Annotated in this window: 20 protein-coding genes; 5 read left to right on the top strand and 15 right to left on the bottom strand. The window is 61.7% G+C overall.

Annotation, left to right across the window (positions count from 1 at the left end):
- Positions 1-66: 66 nt before the first annotated feature.
- Positions 67-735, top strand: coding sequence for a cyclic nucleotide-binding domain-containing protein (locus KJ624_01685; protein MBU2008554.1), 669 nt, complete (start codon positions 67-69; stop codon positions 733-735).
- 113 nt (positions 736-848) lie between these two features.
- Here KJ624_01685 and KJ624_01680 read toward each other — a convergent pair whose 3' ends face one another.
- The 15 genes from KJ624_01680 to KJ624_01610 all read right to left on the bottom strand — a co-directional run bounded on the left by KJ624_01680 (position 849) and on the right by KJ624_01610 (position 16,443).
- Entirely contained in the window at positions 849-1,367 is a 519-nt protein-coding gene (locus KJ624_01680) for a hypothetical protein (protein MBU2008553.1), read from the bottom strand.
- Between the two features lie 54 nt (positions 1,368-1,421).
- A complete protein-coding gene (gene ileS, locus KJ624_01675) occupies positions 1,422-4,520 on the bottom strand; it encodes an isoleucine--tRNA ligase (GenBank protein ID MBU2008552.1) in 3,099 nt (1,032 codons plus the stop codon).
- Positions 4,521-4,557: 37 nt separating this feature from the next.
- Positions 4,558-5,190: a protein jag gene (locus KJ624_01670; GenBank protein ID MBU2008551.1), complete on the bottom strand. Its 633-nt coding sequence runs from the start codon at positions 5,188-5,190 to the stop codon at positions 4,558-4,560.
- Between the two features lie 781 nt (positions 5,191-5,971).
- On the bottom strand, positions 5,972-7,039 hold the full coding sequence (locus KJ624_01665) for a PQQ-binding-like beta-propeller repeat protein (protein MBU2008550.1): 1,068 nt from the start codon (positions 7,037-7,039) through the stop codon (positions 5,972-5,974).
- 21 nt (positions 7,040-7,060) lie between these two features.
- A complete protein-coding gene (yidD, locus tag KJ624_01660; protein ID MBU2008549.1) occupies positions 7,061-7,270 on the bottom strand; it encodes a membrane protein insertion efficiency factor YidD in 210 nt (69 codons plus the stop codon).
- Positions 7,267-7,596 (bottom strand): ribonuclease P protein component, encoded by a 330-nt coding sequence (gene rnpA, locus KJ624_01655; GenBank protein ID MBU2008548.1) that lies wholly within the window; start codon positions 7,594-7,596, stop codon positions 7,267-7,269. The genes yidD and rnpA overlap by 4 nt, the downstream gene beginning before the upstream one ends.
- A 15-nt stretch (positions 7,597-7,611) precedes the next feature.
- The gene (gene rpmH, locus KJ624_01650; protein ID MBU2008547.1) at positions 7,612-7,755 is read right to left on the bottom strand and encodes a 50S ribosomal protein L34; all 144 of its coding nucleotides are present in this window, start codon (positions 7,753-7,755) and stop codon (positions 7,612-7,614) included.
- 148 nt (positions 7,756-7,903) lie between these two features.
- A complete protein-coding gene (locus KJ624_01645) occupies positions 7,904-9,370 on the bottom strand; it encodes a hypothetical protein (protein MBU2008546.1) in 1,467 nt (488 codons plus the stop codon).
- A gap of 1 nt (position 9,371) precedes the next feature.
- Positions 9,372-10,826 (bottom strand): MBOAT family protein, encoded by a 1,455-nt coding sequence (locus KJ624_01640; GenBank protein MBU2008545.1) that lies wholly within the window; start codon positions 10,824-10,826, stop codon positions 9,372-9,374.
- A gap of 360 nt (positions 10,827-11,186) precedes the next feature.
- Positions 11,187-11,417, bottom strand: a complete 231-nt coding sequence (locus KJ624_01635; protein ID MBU2008544.1) for a hypothetical protein — start codon at positions 11,415-11,417, stop codon at positions 11,187-11,189.
- Positions 11,404-11,931: a hypothetical protein gene (locus tag KJ624_01630; protein ID MBU2008543.1), complete on the bottom strand. Its 528-nt coding sequence runs from the start codon at positions 11,929-11,931 to the stop codon at positions 11,404-11,406. The genes KJ624_01635 and KJ624_01630 overlap by 14 nt, the downstream gene beginning before the upstream one ends.
- 51 nt (positions 11,932-11,982) lie before the next feature.
- Entirely contained in the window at positions 11,983-12,381 is a 399-nt protein-coding gene (locus KJ624_01625) for a hypothetical protein (GenBank protein MBU2008542.1), read from the bottom strand.
- A gap of 1,259 nt (positions 12,382-13,640) precedes the next feature.
- Positions 13,641-14,042, bottom strand: a complete 402-nt coding sequence (locus tag KJ624_01620) for a YgiT-type zinc finger protein (GenBank protein ID MBU2008541.1) — start codon at positions 14,040-14,042, stop codon at positions 13,641-13,643.
- Between the two features lie 86 nt (positions 14,043-14,128).
- A complete protein-coding gene (locus KJ624_01615) occupies positions 14,129-15,121 on the bottom strand; it encodes a transketolase (GenBank protein ID MBU2008540.1) in 993 nt (330 codons plus the stop codon).
- Positions 15,122-15,135: 14 nt separating this feature from the next.
- On the bottom strand, positions 15,136-16,443 hold the full coding sequence (locus KJ624_01610) for a thiamine pyrophosphate-dependent dehydrogenase E1 component subunit alpha (GenBank protein ID MBU2008539.1): 1,308 nt from the start codon (positions 16,441-16,443) through the stop codon (positions 15,136-15,138).
- Between the two features lie 339 nt (positions 16,444-16,782).
- Between KJ624_01610 and KJ624_01605 the strand changes: the two genes are divergently transcribed.
- The 4 genes from KJ624_01605 to KJ624_01590 all read left to right on the top strand — a co-directional run.
- Positions 16,783-18,477, top strand: a complete 1,695-nt coding sequence (locus KJ624_01605) for a hypothetical protein (GenBank protein MBU2008538.1) — start codon at positions 16,783-16,785, stop codon at positions 18,475-18,477.
- A gap of 148 nt (positions 18,478-18,625) precedes the next feature.
- Positions 18,626-20,026 (top strand): aminodeoxychorismate synthase component I, encoded by a 1,401-nt coding sequence (pabB, locus tag KJ624_01600; GenBank protein ID MBU2008537.1) that lies wholly within the window; start codon positions 18,626-18,628, stop codon positions 20,024-20,026.
- A gap of 4 nt (positions 20,027-20,030) precedes the next feature.
- Positions 20,031-20,894, top strand: a complete 864-nt coding sequence (locus KJ624_01595) for an aminotransferase class IV (protein MBU2008536.1) — start codon at positions 20,031-20,033, stop codon at positions 20,892-20,894.
- A gap of 211 nt (positions 20,895-21,105) precedes the next feature.
- Positions 21,106-22,269, top strand: a 1,164-nt coding sequence (locus tag KJ624_01590; GenBank protein MBU2008535.1) for a thiamine pyrophosphate-dependent dehydrogenase E1 component subunit alpha, incomplete at its 3' end; no start/stop codon positions are given.

Genomic DNA, 22,269 nt, shown 5'->3' with positions numbered 1-22,269 from the left:
GTTGATTAGCGGTTCTGGCTATAGTATTCTATCCCTGACTCCATAATCCCGGTGAGGAGGTGTCCTGTGGCCCACTGGATGTGTACGAACTGCGGCTATCACCTTCAAGCGGCCAGCCCCCCTGAGCGCTGCCCCGGCTGCCAGCAGGCCTGTCTCTTCAACAACGTCACCTGTTATCATCCTGAGTGCGGTGGGGAGGGGAACATAGACCCGTTGCTTGTGGGGGCCACCCTGAAGGCACTGGCAGGGACGCCCCAACAAGCCCGGTCCAGAGCGGTGCCTGTTATGGAAGCCCTGCCCACGGTGTATATCTTCGGTAGCCTCACCGAGGAGCAAAGGCAGCGGGTAGAAAGCCTGGAGCGCACCGAGACTTACGAGGCGGGCGCCATAATCTGCAAGCAGGGCGCTGAGGCCCACAGGCTATACCTGGTGGAGGAGGGGCAGGTAGCCGTGGAGTGCGAGCTCCAAAATGGGAAACGCGTCCCTATTACCTCTGTATCTGCGGGTGGAGCCTTCGGCTGGTCAGCCCTCGTGCGGCCCTACCAGTTCACCGCCACTGTGGTGGCGTTGTCCCCGACCCGGGTCCGTGCCGTTGAGCGAGAAGCCCTTCTGGCACTGATGCGGTCAGACCCCAGGATGGGCCTCCTGATAATGCAGGACATCGCCAGCATCACCGCTTCGCGACTGCGAAACCTGGAGCTGGAAATGGTAGGGCTCCTCCAGGGCCGCCGCTAGGCCGGTCCCGACCGGGACCGGAAAATCCACAGGTTGGGCCATGTCAGCCATGGCCCGGGGCCATCAAAGATAGGGCCCGCTCCTCGCTCGCTCGGGGGGATGAACAGCAGGTATCAGGACTTCTTTGCCGGGCGGCGAGCTCCTGTCTTTCTGCTGGCGGCCTTGGACTCCAGCCGGAGGGTCTGTTTGCCTCCCTTGAGCTGGTGAGTCCACCGCATGCCTATGGCTTTGGCGGCGGGCTCAAACATGCCGTATATCAGGGCGACCTCCTGCGAGTCCACGCCAAAGCCCCTGAGGAGGTCCCGGGTGGTGGTGCCAAACTTCTCCAGGACAGCCTTGCCGGGCAAAGCGGTTAAGACCACTTCAGCCTTATCGGGTTTGAGTTCACTGGAGAGCACCTCCACCCCGAGTGGCAGGAGCTGCAAAGCGAGAAGGTGCTTCATGACTTCATCGGCCCCCTCGCCCTCCAGAGCACTCCAGGAGTCTGCAAAAGTCTCCCCAATATAGGAGACCCACTCTGCAATTGAGATGTCTCTCTCCTTCAGAAACCCCGCAGTGCCTGCCAGCAATGACATAAGGGTCATCTGGGCTCCGTCCAGCAGTACACCCTTCGGTGTGCGCGCTACAGCCATGTTTTCCTCCTTTCCGAGTTTGCCATGACCTGTTCCAGTCCGAGATTTCCCATCTTAGAGTTTCTTCACCGCCAGGGCTATCTTTTCTCTGTCTACACTGTGGGTCTCCTGATGTGCCCCGTCGGGTGGGGGGCCTGCTACGAGTTGCCGGGAGAGGGTCTCCTGCTGGATATAGGGGGCAAATTCCCGCATCACCTCTTCTAGCTCCCCTTCAGCCTGGTAGTAGGTGGCGATGTGGTCGGCGATATCAAAGCCTGCCGCCTTGCGCATGCTCTGCAGGCGGTGGACGATTTCCCGGGCGTGGCCCTCCTTCTTAAGCCCGGGAGGAATCCTCTTGTCAATAGCTACAAAGTAGCCAGTAGCCTGCATCATTTCAGCAGCGTAGGCGTCAGGTTTACTGAAAAAGTCTGGATAGCCCAAATTCTCATCCATGGCTATCTTTAGCTCCTTAACGTTCATCTCTTCTCTGACTTGGTCAATCACCCTATTCCACAGTTTCAGATTACCGGAAGATTCAATGCCTACATAGGCCAAAGAGAGGGGCTGGCGGACCTTGATGCCCGCCCGGGCCCGGGCCGCCCGGCCCAGGCTGGAGATTGTCTGGGCCAGGCGCGTGGCGGCCATCAGCTCCTGGTCGACAAGGGAGGGAACAGCCACCGGGAAGCGGGAAAGGTGCACGCTCTCGGGGGCGGCGGGGTCCTGGGTCCTCACCAGGTTCTGGTATAGCTCCTCCGCAACAAAGGGGGCAAAGGGCGCCATAAGCTTGGCCAGGGTGACCAGGCAGTTATACAGGGTGTGATAGGCGGAGCGCTTCTCCTGGTCGTTTTCGCCTTTCCAGAAGCGGCGGCGGCTGCGGCGGACATACCAGTTGGAGAGGGATTCTATGAACTTCTCTATTTCCCTGCCCGCCTCCACCGGCTCATAGCTGTCCAGATGCTGGGTCACCTGGGCAATAAGCCCGTTCAGCTCGGATATTATCCAGCGGTCCAGCTCTGATGTAACGGGGGGTGCGGGGGTGTTTGGGTCGAAGCGGTCTATGTTGGCATATGTCACAAAGAAGGAGTAGGTGTTCCACAGGGTCATGAAGGGCTGGCGCATGACCTCTTTCACCTGCTCCGGGTCAAAGCGGCGCACATTCCCGGGGGGGCAGGCGGTGAACATATACCAGCGAAGGGCGTCGGCTCCATAGGCCTTAATCACCGCCCAGGGGTCCACCACATTCCCCCGGGCCTTGCTCATCTTCTCCCCCTTGGCGTCCAGGATGAGCCCCAAGCAGATGACATTCTTGAAGCAGGGCCTCTGGAACAGGAGGGTGGAGAGGGCATGCAGGGTGTAGAACCAGCCCCGGGTCTGGTCCACCGCCTCGCAGATATAGTCGGCGGGGAAATTGAGGTCTTTATCTATAAGCTGAGCATTCTCAAAGGGGTAGTGGACCTGGGCTACGGGCATTGCCCCGGAGTCGAACCAGCAGTCTATCACCTCGGGCACCCGATGCATGGGGCTCTGGCATTCCGGGCACCTGAGGATGACGCGGTCAATGAAGGGGCGGTGGGGGTCCTTCAGGGCCTCCTCCAGGGAGTAGCCCGACTCTTCCATCTTCTCCCGGTGGGCCTTCTCTTTCAGCTCCCCCAGGCTGCCGATGCCCTGATAATGCCCGGAGTCACACACCCAGATGGGGAGGGGTGTCCCCCAGTAGCGCTCCCGGGAGAGGGCCCAGTCAACATTGTTCCTGAGCCAGTCGCCAAAGCGGCCTTCCTTGATGTATCCGGGAACCCAGTTTATCTCCTGGTTCCCTTCCAGGAGCTTCTCTTTCATGGCGGTGGTGCGGATGAACCAGGTCTTCTTGGCATAGTAGAGAAGGGGGGCATTGCAGCGCCAGCAGAAGGGGTAGGTATGGGTTATCCGGCCCGCCTTGAGGAGAAGCCCTCTCCCTTTCAGGTCATCCATGATGAGGGAGTCGGCGTCCTTGACGAAGAGGCCGGAGAAGGGGTATTTCCCCAGGACCTTACCCTGGAGGTCCACGGTGTGGAGGAAGTCTAGCCCCTCCTTCTCCCCCGCCTCATAGTCCACTTCCCCATAGGCCGGGGCAATGTGGACAATGCCCGTCCCCTCATCCAGAGAGACAAAACCGGCCCCGATAACGGGGTAGGTGAGGTCTTCATCAGGGTGCTGGGGCTGGAGCCCCTGCCCGGTATAGCGGGTCCGTTCTATGGCGTAGCGGTGGGGGTTGTAGAGGGGTTCATAGGAGAGCCCCACCAGGTCCCGGCCCTTGAAGCTGCGCAGGACCTTCCCCTCCCCCAGGCCCGAGGCCCCCAGGAGGGCCGTGGCCAGGAGCAGCCCCTCCCCCTGGTGCTCCACCAGGGAGTATTCCGCCTCGGGGGCTACTGCCAGGGCCGTGTTGGCGGGGAGGGTCCAGGGGGTGGTGGTCCAGGCCAGGAGATAGACGGGGCGCCCGAACCTCACCAGGTTGGGAAGGGCCTTGGGGCTGGGTGCTCCCCTGGCATGGTAGGTGAGGCGGAACTTGACATAAACCGATGGGTCCTCGGCGTTTTCGTTGTAGCCCAGGGCCACCTCGTGGGAGGAGAGGGAGGTGACGCAGCGGGGGCAGTGGGGGGTTACCCGGTGGCCCTGGTAGATGAGGCCCTTATCCCACAGCTTCTTTATTATCCACCAGCAGGACTCGATGTAGTCCCGGTCCAGGGTGATATAGGGGTGCTCCATATCCAGCCAGTAGCCTATCCTCTCGGTGAGGGCCTCCCAGTCCTTGAGGTAGCGGAAGACGCTCTTCCGGCAGCGGGCGTTGAACGCCTCTATTCCGTATTCTTCGATCTGGGTCTTGGAGGAGAGCCCCAGCTCCTTCTCCACCTCCAGCTCTACAGGGAGCCCGTGGCAGTCCCAGCCCGCATTGCGGGGGGCATAGAATCCCTGCATGGTCTTATAGCGGGGGAAGAGGTCCTTGAAGACCCGGGCCAGGACATGGTGGAGGCCGGGGTTGCCGTTGGCGGTGGGGGGGCCTTCGTAGAGGATGAAGCGATGCTCGGAGCCCTGGTGCTGTTCTACACTCTTCTCAAAGATGCGCTTCTCCTTCCAGAAGCGGAGGACCTTCTCCTCCATCTCTGGAAAAGAGACCCTGCTGGAAACCGGTTCAAACATGGTGGGTAGATACTATGCCCCTGAAAGGGGGCTTTCTCTACTCCTCCCTTCCCTCTCTCAGTGGCCTCTTGGCGATGACCACCTTCCGGGCTGGCCCTTCGCCGGTGCTCTGGGTGGTGATATCGGGGTGGTCGGCCAGGGCCAGGTGCACAATGCGCCGTTCGTGAGCCGGCATGGGTTCCAGGGTCACCGGCTGGCCGGTCTTCTCCACCTGCTCGGCTATCCTGTTGGCCAGGGTGCGCAGGTTCTCATAGCGCCTTTTCTTGTAGCCCTCCACATCCACCCAGATGGGGGCCTGGGACTTGAGTTTCAGGGCCACGATAACATTGACCAGGTACTGAAGGGAGGCCAGGGTCTGGCCCTGGCGGCCGATGAGGATGCCAAGGTCCTGCCCCTTTATATCCAGGGCTACGGGGGGTGGGGGGCCCAGCCCTGGCGGGGGCTGGGAAATGCGGATGGAGGCCGGTATTTTCATTATGTCCAGGAGCTCCTCCAGGACCTCTTTTCCGTAGGAAGCGGGGTCAGGGCCGGGGCGGGGACTCACCAGCACCCGGGCCTCCTGCGTCCCTATCCCCAGGAGCCCCGGGCGTCCCCTTGAGAGGACGGTTACCTCTACCTCTTCCCTCTTGAGCCCCAGCTTTTCCAGGGCGGTCTCTATCGCTCCTTCCACTGTCTTGCCTCGGAATTCCTGCCGTTCCATAGGATGCCTTCTTTCCCGCCGGAGGGGTGGCTTGGCGGCGGAGCCCGCCCCATCCGGTGACAAAATACTGAATCACAATGCCGATGATGTTGGATGCGGCCCAGTAGATTGCCAGCCCGCTGGCAAACTGGAAGGTGAACAGGGCGAACATCATGGGCATCATCCAGAGCATAAAGCGGTTCATGCTTTGCTGGCGGGGGTCACCGGCGGTGGTGGTGACCATCTTCTGCTGCACCCACATGCTCACCCCCACCAGGAGGGGCAGGACAAGGGTCGGGTCGGGCTGGGCGAGGTTCAGCCAGAGGAACTCTCCCCTGAGAGGCACTATCCCCTGGATAAGGGAGGAGGAGTAGAGGTAAGCGGAGAGGCTTTGGAGCTCCTCCGGGGTGGCAGCCAGGCCCTTGAGGATGGACTGGTAGAGGGCTATCCAGATGGGTATCTGGATAAGCATGGGCCAGAGGCACCCCGTGGGGCTTATCCCCGCCTCTTTGTAGAGCTTCATCTGCTCTTCGGCCAGACGCTTCTTGTCCCGGGCATACTTCTTCTGCAGTTCCAGGACTTTGGACTGGACAGCAGTCATGGCCCTGGTGGACCGAAGTTGCTGCAGGGTGAGGGGCAGCAGTATCAGGCGGATGAGGACGGTGAAGACGATGATAGTGAGGCCGAAATTCTGGAAGAGGAGGCTGTACAGGATGATAAGCCCATTGAGCATGGGCCGGAAGACCAAGTTCCACAGCTCACCCATAACGCCTCACCGGTCCAGGGAAAAGCTCCACAGCACTTCCCCCCACTTCGACCCCAGGGCAAAAAGGGTCTGGTTCTTGGCCTGAACATAGGCCACCCCCTCTGCCACCACCAGGTCCCCCGCCACCGGTGCCGGCAGTTCCCAGGTCCCGAGAAGCTGGCCCCCCTCCGGGTCCAGGGCATAGACCCTGTCTGAGCCTATCAGCAGCACCCCTTCCCTCAGGGCGGGGGCAAAATTGAAGGTGCCGCCGGTAGGCACGGGCTCCCACAGTTGCTTTCCCGTCCTGGCATCCAGACCGTAGAATCTCCCCTCCTGGGAGCCGGCGAAGACCTTCCCCTGCCAGAGGAGGGGACGGCCCCAGAACCAGGAGCGGGAAGGAAAGTGCCATCGGAGGGACCCCGTTTCCGCCTCCAGAGAATAGAGGCCGTCAAAGGCCGAGAAGAAAAGCCCCCCATCCCCCAGGGTGGGGCTGGAGGCGATGGCCCCACCGGCCTTGTATTCCCAGATGACGGAGCCATCCTTTGTCCTCAGGGCATAGACATGGTGGTCCAGGCTGCCCAGGTAGATGGTTTCCCCTGCCACCACCGGGGAGCCCCAGATGCGGTTCCCGGCCTGGAAGGGCTTCGGCCACAGGGGCTGGCCGGTGAGGGGGTTGAGGGCGAAGAGCTTTGACCCGGAGGCGAGGTAAAGGACCCCTCCCTCCAGGACGGGTGCCCCCACTACTGACCCCCCTTTGAAGAGGGCCTTGTCCCCCAGGGCCTTCCCCGTCACCCCGTCCAGGGCGGAGAGCTGGCCCTGATAGCTGGCCACATAGACCCTCTCCCCCTCGGCCAGGGGGGCGGCATAGATGGCCCCTGCGCTGCCCTTCTCCGGGAAGGCCCATTCCCCGGGTGCCGGGAAGGGCAGGCCTCTGGAGCGGGCACCGACATCCAGGGCAAAGACCTTGCCCTTGGCCGAGGCCACCAGCACCCTCTCCCCGGCTACCGCCACCCCGGAACCGCCCCTCGCCGGGGCCGAGGTACAGGACAGAAGCAACAGCGCCAAAAAGAGAAAGGGAAAGAGACGGGAAGTCACAGCTTGACTCCCTCTCCGCCCTCAGGGCACCGGGTCATATCCGCCCTGGGAGAAGGGGTGGCAGCGGGCCAGCCTCATCAGGGTGAGCCAGCCCCCCTTGAGGAGCCCGAACTTCTCTATGGCATCATGGCCGTAATGGGAGCAGGAGGGGACAAAACGGCAGGAAGGGGGCGTCACCCGGGACCAGGTGCGCTGATAAAGACAGATAAGTCCAAGGGCAAAGGCCTTCACCTTTTCTCCTTCAATAGACCGGCTCGGGAGAGGACCTCCATTAGCGCCCCTTTCAGTTCCTGGAAGCCGGCGGCCCCCGCCTCGGGGGAGGCGATAATCAATAAGTCCCGTTCCTCGGCCAGGGGTACAAGTCTGAGGACCTCCCGGAGGCGGCGGCGAATGGTGTTCCTGACCACGGCCTTGCCCACCTTCCGGCTTATGAGAAAGCCAGCCCGGCTGAAGAGGAGCCCGTTGGGCAGGACCTTTAGGGTGAGCAGCGGGTGGCGGAAGGTCTTGCCCCGGCGCAGGAGGGCCGAGAACTCTTCCCTCTTCCTGAGCCTTTCCATGCAACTAGGGGCTCTCTATGCGGTGGCTGTCAACCGCTGGCGGCCCTTCAGCCTTCTCCTCTTGAGCACTAGCCTACCTGTCCGGGTGCTGTTTCGCGCCCGGAAGCCGTGGACGCGGCTACGGCGGAGCCGTTTGGGCTGATAAGTTCTCTTCGGCATTCTTCAGGGGATTATAGCCCACCATCCAAGTGGTGTCAATTGAAAGAGGCTACACACAGGCCCAGGGGCTTGTGGGGACTGCGACAAAGGGAGCCTCCCTCCCCGGCCGGGGAGGGAGGCTCCTGACATCGCGAAGCGTGCAGTTTGGCTAGGGCTTCAGGATATCCTTAAATAGCTCCCCGGATGCGGCCTTCGCCTGCTGTGCGAAGTACAGCATGCCGGCCTGGTTCAAGTGGTCAGTGTCCATCCAGTACTGGCTCTGTGAGGGAACACTCTTCGAGAAGTCATACAGTTCCACGCCGTGCTTCTCCGCCACACCTCTTATCTGCTCGTCAAACCAGTTCTCTTTGTTAGAGAGTATCTTCTTCCAGGCATCTGAGGGCGTCATGTTGCGCACCCAGTTCGGGAGCGGCGACCGGATGAGGACTACGCGGGCGTTCTTCTCTTTCAGGCGTTCAATCTGGTTTTCGAAGTCCGTCATGTAGCGCTCGTAGAAGACCATGTCCACTTCCATATTGCCATACACGTAGACATCGCCCTCGTCCCAGTCATTCTCCGCACCGCCGGAGAGAACTCCCACAAGCGTGTCGTTGGGCTCCGTGGTCGTGGTGATGGCCGTAATCGTTGTGGACGACCCGTCGGTGATGTTGGTGAGTGTACCGCCGACTTTCACACCCAAGTTGGGGTTGGAGAAGTCCTTGGTAGTGTCTGTGAGCGAGACGGCGTCGGCCACGCCCCTGTGCGTGCCGGTGACCACGCCGTAGAGGTAGTCCATCCGCTGCCTATCAAGCTGGGGCACCCCACCCCATCTCTTGGTGAAAGAGGCCGCCTGCGGGAAGCCGGAGATATCGGACTTGAACGCCTGCGAGTTGTCCCTCCAGGCTGCGATGCCTGGGAAGATGCGTGGCCAGTCTGCCTTGTTGTCCAGTTTGGTAGTAGCCTCCTTGAACTCCTGCGAGCTTCTGAATGTAGTCTCATTGAACTCCCGCAAGCTATTGATTTTCCCGGTCACCCAGAAGTTGTTCTTGGAGAATCCGAAGAGGTAGTCCAGCCCCTTCCACCGCGTCGCGGAGTTCTGGAGCAGAACCTTAGCCAGTGCCGGGTCAAAAGGCGCCCGCTGGTACAGCCCCACGTCTGCCAGACGCCCCTCATTCCAGAAGTCGGAATAGAAGACGAATGAGTCTACGAAGTACACCGCCCCGCGCGTCTCGTGCTTCGCAAGGAAGTAGTCGAGCAATACCCCGCTGACGGCAGGGCCCCCTCCCATCTCGCCGAGGTTCAATATCTTGGACCCGGTGATCTCCTCAAGCTGGGCGTTCATATCTTGAAGGTCCATCACCAGAGCGTGGGAGGCCCCGAAGAACACCCAGTCGTAGGGGCTGTTCTCGGCGGTCTTTATCTTGTAGAAGCGGTTAAGCTCGGTGTTACTGTGTACGAGGTTCTCGGACCACGCATACACTCCGCTGTACAGCACCAGCCCCACCAGCAGGAAGATGAGGCCCCGCCACAGGAACCCCCCGGCCCCCATTGCCTTCGGGAGCTTGGGCGGCTGGCCGCCCTGGCCTTTTTCTGGAACCTTCTGTCCACTCTGCATTGTCTCTCTCCCTTTGTCCATCTCAGAATGCCATGTAGACGAATCTGGTCTGCTGCCAGACCCCAAAGGCCAACAGGCCGAGGATGAGGGCGTAGTACACCGCCCAGCGCAGGTACACCGGCCGCACCCTCATCTTCGCCCACAGGTTCCACCTTTCTTCCATGACCTCCATCAGGATCAGAAATCCCAGCAGCCCGAAGGAGAGGAGCAGTTCCGGGCTGTATGACTTATGTGCGAACTGGCTGGGCAGGTCAGTGAAGTCCTTCCCCACCTGTCTAAACACTGTCAGCGCGTCATTCAATGTGGCCGCTGTGCCCCTCACATACCCCACCGCGAAGAAAACCCAGCCCGTCAGCACCATGTGGAACACCGCTAGCGCACTGATAACCGTCCCCACCTTCCCCGGCACCCGTAGCAGCTTTGCTATCCAGTTCCTGGCGGGGGCCGTCATCAGCGCCAGCACCTGCCATACCCCCTGCAACGTCCCCCAGATTAAGAAGACCAAGTTGGACCCGTGCCACAGGCCGCTGACCGCGAACACGACTATCAGGTTGAGGTAAAACCTCCACTTCGCCACCCGGCTCCCACCCAGCGGGATGAACATGTAGTCTCGGAACCAGCGGGTGAGTGAGATGTGCCACCTTTGCGTCCAGAACTCATTTATTGAGGTAGAGAAGTATGGCCGCCGGAAGTTCTCCATGAGATTAATCCCCAGCACCCGTCCCATCCCGATGGCCATGTCCGTGTAGCCCGAAAAGTCGCAGTAAATCTGGAAGGCGAAGAAATACGAGGCCAGCACCAGGTCAACCGGTGAAGCCGTCCCCGGCGACTGGTACACCTGGTTGACAAAGACCGCCAGCCGGTCCGCTATCACTACCTTTTTCACCAGCCCCCACAGCACCATCTGGAGCCCCAGGGCGACCTCCTCCCGATTGAACCGCGCCGGCTTCAAAAGCTGTGGCAGAAAGGTCGTGGCCCGGTCAATAGGCCCTGCCAGCAGCTTCGGGAAGAAGGCCACATAGAGCGCCATCCGCCCCAGGTGCTTCTCCACGGGGAGTTTTCCTCGGTATATATCCACCAGGTAACTCAAACACGAGAAGGTGTAGAAGGAAAGTCCCGCCGGCAACAGCCAATTGAGCCGTGGAATGGAGGGGGCGGTCAAGAGGTAGCGCAGGAAGAAGTTATCGTAGTACTTGAACACTAACAGCGGTATCACCCCTCCCACCAACCCCACCACCAGGAGGACCCGCCGCAGGCCACCTTGACGGGCCGCTGTCACCAGGCTCATCAGGTAGATGAACAGGGTGAACCCGGCCAGCAACGCCACATAACCCACGTTGAAGGTCCCGTAGAAGAAGAGGCTGCCCAATAGCAGGAGAAGCCAGCGGAACCTGTGAGGAATCAGATAGTAGACGATAACCAGCCCGGTGAAGAAGCCCAGAAAAGGAAGGGTGTTGGGAAGCAAGTTGTGAAGCATGCTACTCCTTTGCCGCCATCAGGCCCTGCCCCTGCCGGTCTGGACCTGTAGGCCCCACTTCTACCGCCCCTTCGTTAGTATATTTGGCACGCACTATCCCTCCTCTCTACTCCGGCGTCGTGCCTGCCGGCCCCGCGACGACGTCCGGATGGACACCGTGACAGGCATCACAATATATAATGACCAGGTCTCCCCCGAGCTTGGGGAAAGGTCTGGTCAAGGTTAAGCTTTCCCGCCGGGGCTAGCTTTGGGGGGTGGGGCGGGGCGGGGGGTAGGCGGCGCCCTTCTTGGCGCGCCGCCTACCCCCCAAGACTGCCTACCACCAGGACAAGAGCTCATGGCCACAGCGCTGACATCTCCCTAGAAGGGTGTAATAACTTCACCAGCAAGCAGCTGCGGGGGGATATCGAAATCAGGCACATTGGTGTTGAAGTTGGCAATGACATAGTCTGTGAGGGTCTTCGCATCGGCATCGTTCATACCGGTGTTGACTCGGTGGTCGTGAATAAAGCTCTCCCAGCCGTCCGGGGCCTTCCGCGAGATCAGGGTAGTGGCCACGCTATGACAGCCCGAGCAGTTATTGAGAAACACGGCCCTTCCTGGACCAGGCGCGAGGAAGTCGGCCAGGCTGGTAGGGTTGGCAGGTGGCGTCCATGCTGGCGTTGCCGTGGGAGCCGGGGTAGTCGTGGGTGTTGATGTAGGAGTAGGAGTAGGAGTAGGTGTAGGTGTAGGCGTAGGGGTAGATGTAGGTGTAGGTGTAGGAGTAGGAGTAGGTGTAGGCGTAGGGGTAGATGTAGGTGTAGGTGTAGGTGTAGGTGTAGGTGTAGGTGTAGGGGTAGGTGTGGGAGTAAGTGTGGGAGTAGGTGCAGGTGTAGGCGTCGCTGTAGGGGTAGGGGTGGGGGTGCGAGTAGGTGTTGAGGTGGAAGCAGGTGTCAGGGTGGCTGTAGATGTTGGTGTAGGTGTAGGCGTTCGCGCAGGCGTGGCAGTCGGCGCCAGGGTGGCAGTTGGAGTCCGGGTAGGTGTGGGGGTTGGGGTTTTGGCCCCCCCGCCACAGGTGCAGGCTGCCAGCAGCAACGCGCTGGCGAGTACCAGGATGAGGACCCATCGCCGTAGCATTGACACCTCCTTAAGTAGTCTCATCTTTTGAATAGCCTCATCACCGGGTCAGCGCCGGGGGGAGTTGCGGAATGGGCTTATCGGGGGTGAAGTTGGCAACGAGATAGTCTGTTATGGTTTTCACTTCCTCGTCCCCCAGGAAGGCTATATCGGCCCGGCGATTCTTCATGTAGGTGGCCCATCCCGCCGGGTCCTTCCGCGTGGTCAGGATACGGGTCAGGCTGTGGCAGGTCCCGCACCACTCCAAGACCAGGTCCCTCCCCGGACCGTCTGCAAAGAACGAGGCAACCTGGGCGCCGGGGGGTGGGGTGGGGTCAGGCCCCGGGTGGGGCACCTGGGTGGGCGTGGGGGTAGCTGTTGGCTGGGGGGTGGCTTTCGGGCCACAGGCCGCCACCAGCAGTACAATGAGCGTCAAGGGTATCAAAATCCCCCGTAGCATTGGCGCCTCCTCAAACAGCCTAACCGGTCTCTCGGTTCCATAAGCATATCCGGGACCGGAGCCCCGAGACCGAAGCACATGCTAGCATACTCTAAGATGGGCTTCAACTGCTCCTCGCTTGGACGGACCAGGCCATGCCGCCAGAGGTCCGTCTGCGCTCACCATAGCCATGGGCTTCGCAGTAACGATGACACCTCCCTAAATAGCGTTTAGACCTCACCTGCGCCGCCATCTCCGGCGGACAGCTCCGGGGGTATGTGAGGGATCGGGTCATCGGGGCCGAAGCTGGCAGCGAGATATTCTGTCAGGAGTCTGATTGTCTGCTCACTGATGACCACGTTCGGGTGGTCTCTGAGGAAGTTCTCCCACCCTACTGGAGACCTCCGGCTGATTAGGATACGTATTATATTGTGACAGTTGGCGCATTCATTGATGACTGCATCTTTTCCTGGACCCGGTGGGAGGTAATCGTTTAGGTTGAGGCTGCCGGCAGGCGGAGACCAGGGGGCAGGCGCTGGTGTGGGTGTTGCGGGAGGCGTGGGGGTAGGTGTAGCCGTGGGGGTACGAACGGGAGTAGGCGTTGGGGTAGAGGCAGGTGTCGGGTTGGGTGTAGGCGTCAGGGTGAGTGCGGGTGTAGGTGTGGGAGTGAGGGCAGGAGTTATTCTAGGCGTAGGAGTGGGAGTGGGTGCAGGTTGGGGAGTGGCTTTTGGGCCGCAGGCCGCCAGCAGAAGCCCTCCGGAGAGCGCCAGGACTAGAACCCGTCGCCGCGAGATTGTCGCCTCCTTCTTATAGTCCAGGGGGAATCTCCGGGACCGGGTCATCGGGTCCGAAGTTGGCGGTGAGATATTCCAGCAGGGGTTTCAGTGTCTCCTCGGGCAGGAACTCTGCCCCCGGGTGGCTCTTAATGAAGTCCACCCAGGCTTCTGGAGCCTTCCGCGCTACCAGAGGAAGGGATAGGCTATGACAGTTCCCACAGTAGAAAATAACCTCCTCCCGCCCCGGGCCCGGCGGGAAAAACCCGGCCAGGCTGCCAGGCGTTGGTGTTGAAGAGGGCGTTGGGAGGGGAGTAGGTGTCGGGATGGGAGCTGGTGTTGGCTTGGCAGCAGGTCTGCAGGCCGCCCCCAACAGAATACCGGTACTCATTAGAATAGCAATACCTCGCCGTAACATTAGTCTTAATTTTGGGGTCTATTATAGCAGGGCACCGGCCCTGAGGGCAAGCAGGCCTGGAAAGCAACCCCCTGGCGCTGGTCGGTGCTCTATGCCCCCTCCGGGGGCACCCTGGACCAGTAGCCCATTTCAGGTGGCGGTTGTGGCACCTTTACCCGCCCGGCCAGGGAATAGACTCGGACAACCATCTCCCTCTTCGGCTTAGCCGACTCCAGCCCCTCTTGCACCAGCCTCCGCAGGGCGTCGGTCACCGGCTCGGAATAGAACTGTTCTACACATCTATCGCACACAAGGGCGGGGATGTCCTCCACCACAATCAGATGGTCCCCCTGCCAGATGTCGCTCCTTACCATATCTACCCTGGTAGGCCCGCCACAGCGCGGACAGGAGACCTCGAGCGGGACCTCCTTTGCCTCCGGCTCCTCAACGAACTGATACGGCTCCACTTCCGGGTGCTCCCCTGGCCCTGGTCCCACTCCCTCAACACCCATTTTCCGTCCTCCTGAAACCTATCGGATAGCCGAGGGGCCCCGAGCCCTCGGGGCCCCTCAAGCCAGGCACCAGAACCCGATGCCGCTTAGCCCACCAGCTTCTTGACCCGCTCCACGATCTTTTGCGCATCTGGTGTCATCCAGGTCATCATATCATAGGAGGCTGGGGATGGTGCGTCGGGGAAGGCCATGATGTCAAACTTGGCCCCCGACACGTTCAGGGCGGCGATAGCCACCACATGGGAGGCAAAGTCGGCGGTGAAGTGCCCGTGGGTCACCACCAGGAGGCGCTTTGTCTTCGTTACCGAATCGACGACAGTCTTCTCGTCAAAGGGCTTCAGCGTCCGGATGTCAATGGCCTCCACGCTGATCCCCGCCGACTTGAGCAGAGGGAGGGCCCTCACCACATCCAGGGTGACTTCCCCCCAGTAGGCCAGGGTCAGGTCTTTCCCCTCCTGCCGGACAGCCGCTTTCCCGATGGGCACGGTGTAGTAGTCATCGGGGACGTCCTCAATGGGGAGGGCGGCCAGGACCAGGTAGTCGCAGTAGGCCACCGGGTCCTCGCCCGCGAGGGCAGCGTTCATCAGGCCCTTGGCATCGTAGGCGGTGCCCGGCACTACCACGATGAGGCCGGGCATATTGGCGTAAAAGGTCTCCTGCCCCGCATCAGCGTGCTGGGAACCCATCCCCGCCCGCCGGCCGGCAAAATCGAGCCAGGCCACAAACCTCAGACCTGACTGCCCGCCGCTGCCCTGGCGCCACTTGGCCGCCTGGTTGAAGATGAACTCCAGGGCATAGGTGATAGCCATAGACGGCAGTCGGGCAAGGGCGCGGGCGCCGGTGGTGGCGGCACCTATAGAGGCATTAGCGATCCACGTCTCATCTATGGGCTCACCCCATGGGCCCGGGGTCCGCCAGGTGGTCAGTCTGGGGAACTCGGCAGACAGATTGATGCTCCGGCCCTCCGGGGTTATTCCTGCCAGGCTGCTGTATTCCCAGAAGATCTGCATGGTGGGGTCCTTGTGCATCCAGTACTGGACGGCCTCTAGCTGAGCAAGAATGCGAGACTTTCTTGGCATGCCTTGCCTCCTCTCTATCCCTTTCCGAACTGGGTGGCCGGGAGCGGGCCGAGGGACCACACATTCTTCACCCCGTCCTCCGGGGCAGGCAGCGGGCTCTTGCGGGCGAAGTCAATAGAGTCATCCACCGCCTTGCGCGCACCTGCCTCCGCCGCCTTCAGGTCGGCGTCGGTGAACAGCTTTTTCTCCACCAGGAAGGAGTGGAACCGCTTGATGGGGTCCCGGGCTATCCACTGCCGGACCTCGTCGTCTGTGCGGTAGGGGAGGTTGAAGGCGCCGTCCACCCGTTCCTTGGCCCCGGCGAACCCGTCATGGTCAAGCCAGCGATAGGTGATGCCCTCCACCACGCTGGGCCCCTCGCCCGCCCGGGCCCGCTCCGCCGCCTCTTTGGTGGCCGCGTACATGGCTGCGATGTCGTTGCCGTCCACTACCACGGAGGGGATACCCAGGCCCACCGTCAGGTCGGCACACCAGGGGGTAGGGCTGACCGTTGCCATAGATATCCACATGTTCTGGAAGTTGTTCTCCACCACCACCACCAGGGGGCACTTATACATGGTGGCCTGCCGGAGGGCGCTGAAGTAGTAGGGGCTGTTGGTGGCCCCATCGCCCAGGAAAGTCATCACCACCTGTTTGGAGCCCCGGACCTTCATATTGTAGGCGGCACCGGCGCCGATGTAGGCCCCGGCACCAACGATGGGGTTGGCGCTGAGGACCCCCTTGCTCTCATCACAGATGTGCATGGACCCGCCGTAGGCCTTATTTGAACCCGTCGCCTTCATGAACATCTCGGCCATCATTTTGTTGATGTCGGTACCCCTGGCAATCACGTGGCCATGGCCCCGGTGGGTGGAGGTGATATAGTCATCGGGGTTCAGGGCCGCAATGGACCCCACCGCCATGGCCTCCTGGCCCACATAGAGGTGGACCACCCCATAGAGCCCATCCTTGCCGGTGACGGAAAGGTCCTTGACGGCGGTCTCCCAGAGGCGGATGACCCACAGCTTGTGGTACATATCGGCCAGCTTTTCCTTGGGCAGGCTGGCCAGCAGGTCGGCGGGCTTCCCCGGGGCTATCTTCTCGGGGGTCAGCCACTTCAGGGTGTCGCCCGCTTTCCAGGCCAGGTTGCCCCCCGGCCCCGGAAGAGGCCGGATGAGGGAAGCAGGATGGATCCACGATGGCGCGTCTATTTTGCCCCCGGCCGGGGCAGACGGTGTGTCCCCTGCAGGAGCAGAACGGCAAGAAGCCACAACGCTGGTAGCCCCCGCTGCCAGCAAGGCTTTTACAAAGGAACGGCGGTCAAGAACAGAAGCTTGCTTCATAGGACTCCTCCTTTAGTTGCTGGAAAAAGATAACTGCTGGAAAAAGTGGAAACCATTATCTTGGTCATACTTGCCCTCCACCCCCATTCAGCGCGGAACTATTACTATTGTACTACAACGTCCTGAGGCTTTCAACAAGAGGGCCGGGCCCGGACCAGGCGGGGCCGTCTCACAGTGCCGGCGTAGCTGTGTGAAGAATTTAACTAGATTTCAGTTCCCCTATTGACAACCTTTATGACATGGGCCTAGAATTAGGCCTGAATTGCGAATGCTAGGGTGGCTAGGTCGAAAACGCTTGCCCCCGGAAGGGTCCAATCCTAAAAGGCAGGAGGTCAAGTTATGAAGATTTTGGTAAAGGTAGTCTCTATCGTTATGATGGTCCTGGGCATTGTAGGGTTAGTGGCGTCGCTGGTGGCCTTTGGTGCAGTGGGGCCCCAGGCGGAGAATGCTGACAAGGCGGTGGCCGACATTGTCACCTCCTTCAACCGTGAGGCCGCATCGTGGGAGGACATGTCAGCTCTCCTGGGCGGGTTGAATGCTGACTTGCCCGATGTCCAGAAGCAGGCATCCCTCATCATAGATGACGCGACTGCTACCCTGGACACGGCTTCTAGGTCCCTGACCGAGGTAGGGAAAGGCCTGAGCGGGCTGGGTGCCAGCCTCCCCACGGCCCAGATCCAGGTGGGCCAGATAATGGATAACGCGGCTGCCAGCCTGGATGCGGCCGCCGCGTCTGTGACACAGGTGGCAACTGGGCTGGGGTCGGTGACTGCCAGCCTGCCGGCACTACAGACGCAGGTGCTTCAGATAGTTGATAGCGCGGCTGCCAGCCTGGATGCGGCCGGCGCGTCTGTGACACAGGTGGCAGCGGGGCTGGGGTCGGTGACTGCCAGCCTGCCCGGGGTCCAGACGCAGGTGGCTCAGATAGTGAACGGCGCAGCCGCCAGCCTGGATTCAGCCTCTGGGGCGGTGGCTGCGGTCGGTGGGGCCCTGGTGGCCGCTGACCAAAGCGTCGCCAGCCTGCAACAGGCGACGGGTGGGTTGAGAGCGACCATCCAGGCAGCGGCGAAGCAAAGCGCCATACAGTTGCCGGGGATTGCCGTACCCATACCTTTGAACCGGATTACGGGCGATGACCTGATAGCCATCGGTCAGTACGTCCAGAGCACCTTTGGGATTGACGCTTCCCTGCTGGTGGCCCAGGGGACCGCCTATAGGAGTCTGGGCTATGCGTTGGACCTGGGTACTGCCGCCACCATAGCGCAAGTGGACCAGAATATAGGCCTGGTGGACAGCCAGGTCCAGCAGATAAGGGTGGTACTGGGCGACACAGGTAAGCAGGTGAGTGCCCTCGATGCGAGCCTCAAGACCGCCGCCGGTAGTGTGAGGGCGATCAGTGCCACGGTTGGGGGTATGGTGGGGCAGGTTGGGACCTCCCTTGATGCCACCGGGAAAGACCTGGGCACCCTGGGTGCGAGCCTGACTAAGGCAGCCAACGATTTGAAGGCGAGCAAGGCAGCGGTGACAGGTGTAGTTGGGCAGGTGACCAGTGCCCTGAACGATACCGCCGGAAGTCTGGGCACCCTTAACACCAGCCTTACGGCAGCGGCGGGAAGTGTGAGGGCGACCAAGGGGGCGGTGACCAATGTGGTAGGCCAGGCGACTACTTTCCTGAATACAACCAATACCCAGTTGGCAGGCCTTACCACCAGCCTCGGCACTACCTCCAGGGACCTGGGGGCCTCAAAGGCGACGGTGACCAAACTGGTAACAGACCTGAGCCCTTCCCTGGTTGCGGCCAAGGCAGACATGGACCAGGGAGCAATAGACTATAGGGACACGGTCAAGAGCCTTAGCGATGTCAAGCTCGGCGATGCGGTCAACTCTGCCCTGAGCAGTCTAAAGCTCTATATGTGTCTAACCTATATTCTGTTTATCCTGACAGGGGCAGTCCTGTTCGTCGTCAGCCTCCGCGTGCCTCTGGCCAAGGCTCAGACCGAAGATGAGCCAATACTGGGACGGAAGAAGATTTAAGCAGTAAGGCAGAATATTCAAGGGGCTGTCTCAAGCGAGACAGCCCCTTGAATTTTGGCCCTTTGAGTTCCGCTGTTCCTGGAGAATATAATTGGGTGTATTGACTGAGACAGGGGGACTGGTGCGGTTGCCTGGGGCGTTTGTTCCGCTGGTGGAGCCCGTGTTCACCGGCCTTACCCCGCTCCAGGCGTTTCAACGGTTACAGAGCGAACCTTACGGCTTCTTCCTGGACAGCGCCCTCCTCGCCGGCGGGCTGGGACGGTTCTCCGTTATGGGAAGCAAACCCTTCCTCGTGCTCCGTAGCCGAGGCAATCAGGTGCTATTGCTTTGGGAGGATGGCAAGCAGGAGGTAGTGGTGGGCGACCCCTTTGAGGTCCTGCGGGGATTCTTGGAGTGTTACCGGGTAGCTCGCCTGGCGGACCTGCCCCTGGTGGGGGGAGCTGTTGGCTACTTCGGATACGACCTGTGCCACTTCATAGAGCATCTGCCCGCTGAGGCCCGGGATGACCTGGAGCTGCCCGAAGCCTATCTGGGCTTCTACGATGCCCTGGTGGCTTTCGACCACCGCCGGGGCAGGGCTTACCTGGTCTCCACCGGGCTTCCAGAAGTGGACCCGGAAGCCAGGCAGCTCCGTGCGCAAAGGCGCCTGCGGGAGCTTCTGGCCAGGCTCCAGCAGCCGGCGTTACCGCAGGAGGAGAGCCCCTGCCCCCCTGTCGGTGACGTCCGGGCGAACTTCAGCCGGGAGGGCTACTTGGGAGCAGTAGAGCGGGCCCGGGAGTATATCGCCGCAGGGGACATATTTCAGGTGAACCTTTCCCAGCGCTTTGAGGTGCCCTTACCCTTCCCTCCCTACCAGCTCTACCGGAGACTGCGCCAGTGCAACCCGGCGCCCTTCGCCGCCTATCTCAACTTCCCCGGTGTCCAGGTGGTGAGCGCCTCCCCGGAGCTCTTCCTCCGGCTGGAAGGGGACAGGGTGAGGACCAGGCCTATGAAGGGCACCCGCCCCCGGGGAGCGGAACCGGGGCAGGACCGGGCCCTGGCCCGGGACCTACGGGGGAGCATCAAGGACCGGGCGGAGAATGTAATGATAGTGGACCTGATGCGCAACGACATCGGCCGGGTGTGCCGCTTCGGCACCGTCCGGGTGCCCCGGCTCTATACCCTGGAGAAATACGCTACCGTCTGGCAACTGACCTCCACGGTGGCAGGCCGGCTCCGCCCTGGGCTAGGGGTGGTGGACCTCCTCCGGGCCGCCTTCCCCGGCGGCTCGGTGACCGGGGCGCCCAAGGTGAGGGCCATGGAGGTCATTGATGGGCTGGAGCCCACCCGCCGGGGCGTGTACACCGGGGCTATCGGCTATATCTCCTTTCACGGGGATATGGAGCTCAATATGGCTATCCGCACCTTCGTGGTCAAGGAGGGCCGGGCCTACTTCCAGGTGGGGGGGGCGGTGGTCTATGACTCGATGCCGGAAGCCGAATACCGGGAGACCCTGGACAAGGCCCGGGCCCTCTTCCTGGCCCTGGGGCTGGTCCCACCGGAGGGATGAGGGGATGGTGGAGCTCATCTACATCAACGGCAGGCTGGTGCCACGCCCCCGGGCCCGGGTCTCTGCCCTGGACCACGGCTTCCTCTACGGGCACGGAGCCTTTGAGACCCTGCGCAGCTACCGGGGGCGCTTCTTTCGCCTGGATAGCCACCTGGACCGCCTTTTCCGCTCCCTGGAGCGCCTGGGGATAGCCCTGGCCCTCCCCCGGGAGGAGCTGGCCGCCGCCCTCCACCGGACCCTGAAAGCCAACGGCCTCGAGGATGCCCGGGTCCGGCTCACCGTTTCCGCCGGCGAGGGGGAGGCGGCCCCCGAGCCCCTCCCCTCCTCCCCTCCCGTGGTCATCACCGCCCAGCCCTTCACCCCACCCCCGCCCCAGGCCTACCAGAGGGGCTACTCCGCCGTTTTGTTCCCCTTTCCCGTGCCCTCCCGCTCCGCTCTCAGCGGGGTCAAGTCCACCAACTATATCCCCTTCCTCCTGGCCCGGCGGTTTGCGCGCCAGGCGGATGCCCAGGAGGCCCTCCTCCTTAACGAAAAGGGCTTCCTGGTGGAGGCCAGCAATGCCAACCTCTTCCTGGTGGTGGGGGAGGGCCTGGTTACCCCGGAGGAGGGGAGTGGTCCCCTCCTGGGTATAACCCGGGGGGTGGCGTTGGAACTGGCCCGGGGGTGGGGTATCCCCTGTCGGGAGCGGGCGGTCCGCCCCGAGGAACTGGCAGAAGCCAGAGAGGCCTTCCTCACCAGCTCCCTGCTGGAGGTGATGCCCCTCACCAGGGTGGGGGGGAGGCCTGTGGGCTCGGGGGAGGCCGGTGAGCTGAGCCTGAGGCTCCTGGCCTCTTACCGGGAGCGGGTGGAGGCTGAAACATCCCCATAGACTCTCTAATCTGGCCCACTTGACAAGACGAAAAAAATCGTATATCCTATAGTCGTTATAATAGGTGCCTGGGGCTGCGCTATCTGTGACGTTTTCTCTCGGTTTCCAGGCCCTGGAAAAAGGAGGTGGTGCCGCGCGAGGAAAGGGTCTTACAGCATACTAGAGTGATAGGGAAATTTAGACCCCAAGAGACAAAAAAGAGGAGGTCGAATTGAAAGTCTCAGAACGCAATGTTCTGGACAGACGTAGCTTCATCAAGGGCATGCTGGCGGCGGGGGCCACGGTCACCGTTGCTGCGTGCGCTCCTGTAGCGGCCCCAGCTCCAACAGCGGCGGCCCCGGTAGGTCCCCCGACTGTTACCGGGCCGGCCTGGATACACCCCAAGTCCCTGGTGCGGGCCGCCCCCGGTTACGGCGGGGCCATGCTCACCTGGAAGTATGGCGACACCGTTAAGTGGCTGCCACCGGCGAAGTACCTGGACAATGCCGCGTCGGATGCGCTGGCCAAGGTGCCCAAGGCCCAGCAAATTGAATGCTTCACACGGATGTGCAGAAGCCGGGTCTTTGAAACCACGATGAAGGACACCAGCCTTGGGGGCTACCCGCTAGGGGCAACAGGGACAGCCCAGAAGCTCGCGCCGGGCGTCTATGGCGGTGGGCACATGAGGGTCGGCCAGGAGGCCGAGGCCTGTGCTATCGGGACCCTAGTTATGAGGGCTGACGATTACGCCGTAGGCACCCATGCTGCTCACCATGACATGGCGGGCAGGGGTGCCGATGCCAAGCGGATGACGGCCGAGTTCTTCATGAGGAAGACGGGGGCTAACAAGGGCTACGGTGGGACCATGCACCTTTGCTTCGTGGACCTGGGCTTCCTGGGGGCGAACCCTGTCGTGGGTGCCAACCCCCCCCTGGCTGCTGGTGCGGCGTGGAGCGCCAAGGTCCGGAAGTCCGGCCAGATTGCCGTGTCCTACATCGGCGATGGCGCTAACAACTCGCGGCACTGGTTCAACACGGTCCGCAGCTCCGTCAACTACAAGCTCCCCGTGATATTCGTGACCGAGAACAACTTCACGGGCATGGGCAACCCCATCGCCTCGCTGGCTCCGTCGCCCTACCTGGCTGACTACGGCGTGGGTCTTGGTCTGCCGGGTGTTGTGGCGGATGGGAACAGTGTAGCCGATGTCTACTTCAAGGGTAAGGAGCTGGGGGACAGGGCCAGGGCCCTTGAGGGTCCCAGCCATCTTGAGGTCATGACTTGGCGATGGTATGACCATTCTGGTTTCGCCGGGGCCAAGGCAGGCGTGGACGCTGCCTGGGGCCTGCCCTACCGGACGGATGATGAGGTGAGGGCGTGGCTGAGCCGGGACGCCATT

This window comes from Chloroflexota bacterium, assembly GCA_018825785.1.
GTDB lineage: Bacteria > Chloroflexota > Dehalococcoidia > JACVQG01 > JAHKAY01 > JAHKAY01.
This window is presented reverse-complemented; position numbering and strand designations above follow the sequence as displayed.

Bases quoted from the DNA above. Each gene is read 5' to 3' on its own strand.
- KJ624_01605 (MBU2008538.1), top strand. From the start codon at position 16,783: ATGAAGATTTTGGTAAAGGTAGTCTCTATCGTTATGATGGTCCTGGGC.
- rnpA (MBU2008548.1), bottom strand. From the start codon at position 7,596: ATGGAAAGGCTCAGGAAGAGGGAAGAGTTCTCGGCCCTCCTGCGCCGG.
- KJ624_01595 (MBU2008536.1), top strand. From the start codon at position 20,031: ATGGTGGAGCTCATCTACATCAACGGCAGGCTGGTGCCACGCCCCCGG.
- KJ624_01680 (MBU2008553.1), bottom strand. From the start codon at position 1,367: ATGGCTGTAGCGCGCACACCGAAGGGTGTACTGCTGGACGGAGCCCAG.
- KJ624_01620 (MBU2008541.1), bottom strand. From the start codon at position 14,042: ATGGGTGTTGAGGGAGTGGGACCAGGGCCAGGGGAGCACCCGGAAGTG.
- rpmH (MBU2008547.1), bottom strand. From the start codon at position 7,755: ATGCCGAAGAGAACTTATCAGCCCAAACGGCTCCGCCGTAGCCGCGTC.
- KJ624_01645 (MBU2008546.1), bottom strand. From the start codon at position 9,370: ATGGACAAAGGGAGAGAGACAATGCAGAGTGGACAGAAGGTTCCAGAA.
- KJ624_01640 (MBU2008545.1), bottom strand. From the start codon at position 10,826: ATGCTTCACAACTTGCTTCCCAACACCCTTCCTTTTCTGGGCTTCTTC.
- KJ624_01615 (MBU2008540.1), bottom strand. From the start codon at position 15,121: ATGCCAAGAAAGTCTCGCATTCTTGCTCAGCTAGAGGCCGTCCAGTAC.
- KJ624_01610 (MBU2008539.1), bottom strand. From the start codon at position 16,443: ATGAAGCAAGCTTCTGTTCTTGACCGCCGTTCCTTTGTAAAAGCCTTG.
- KJ624_01625 (MBU2008542.1), bottom strand. From the start codon at position 12,381: ATGCTACGGGGGATTTTGATACCCTTGACGCTCATTGTACTGCTGGTG.
- KJ624_01630 (MBU2008543.1), bottom strand. From the start codon at position 11,931: ATGGGTCCTCATCCTGGTACTCGCCAGCGCGTTGCTGCTGGCAGCCTG.
- ileS (MBU2008552.1), bottom strand. From the start codon at position 4,520: ATGTTTGAACCGGTTTCCAGCAGGGTCTCTTTTCCAGAGATGGAGGAG.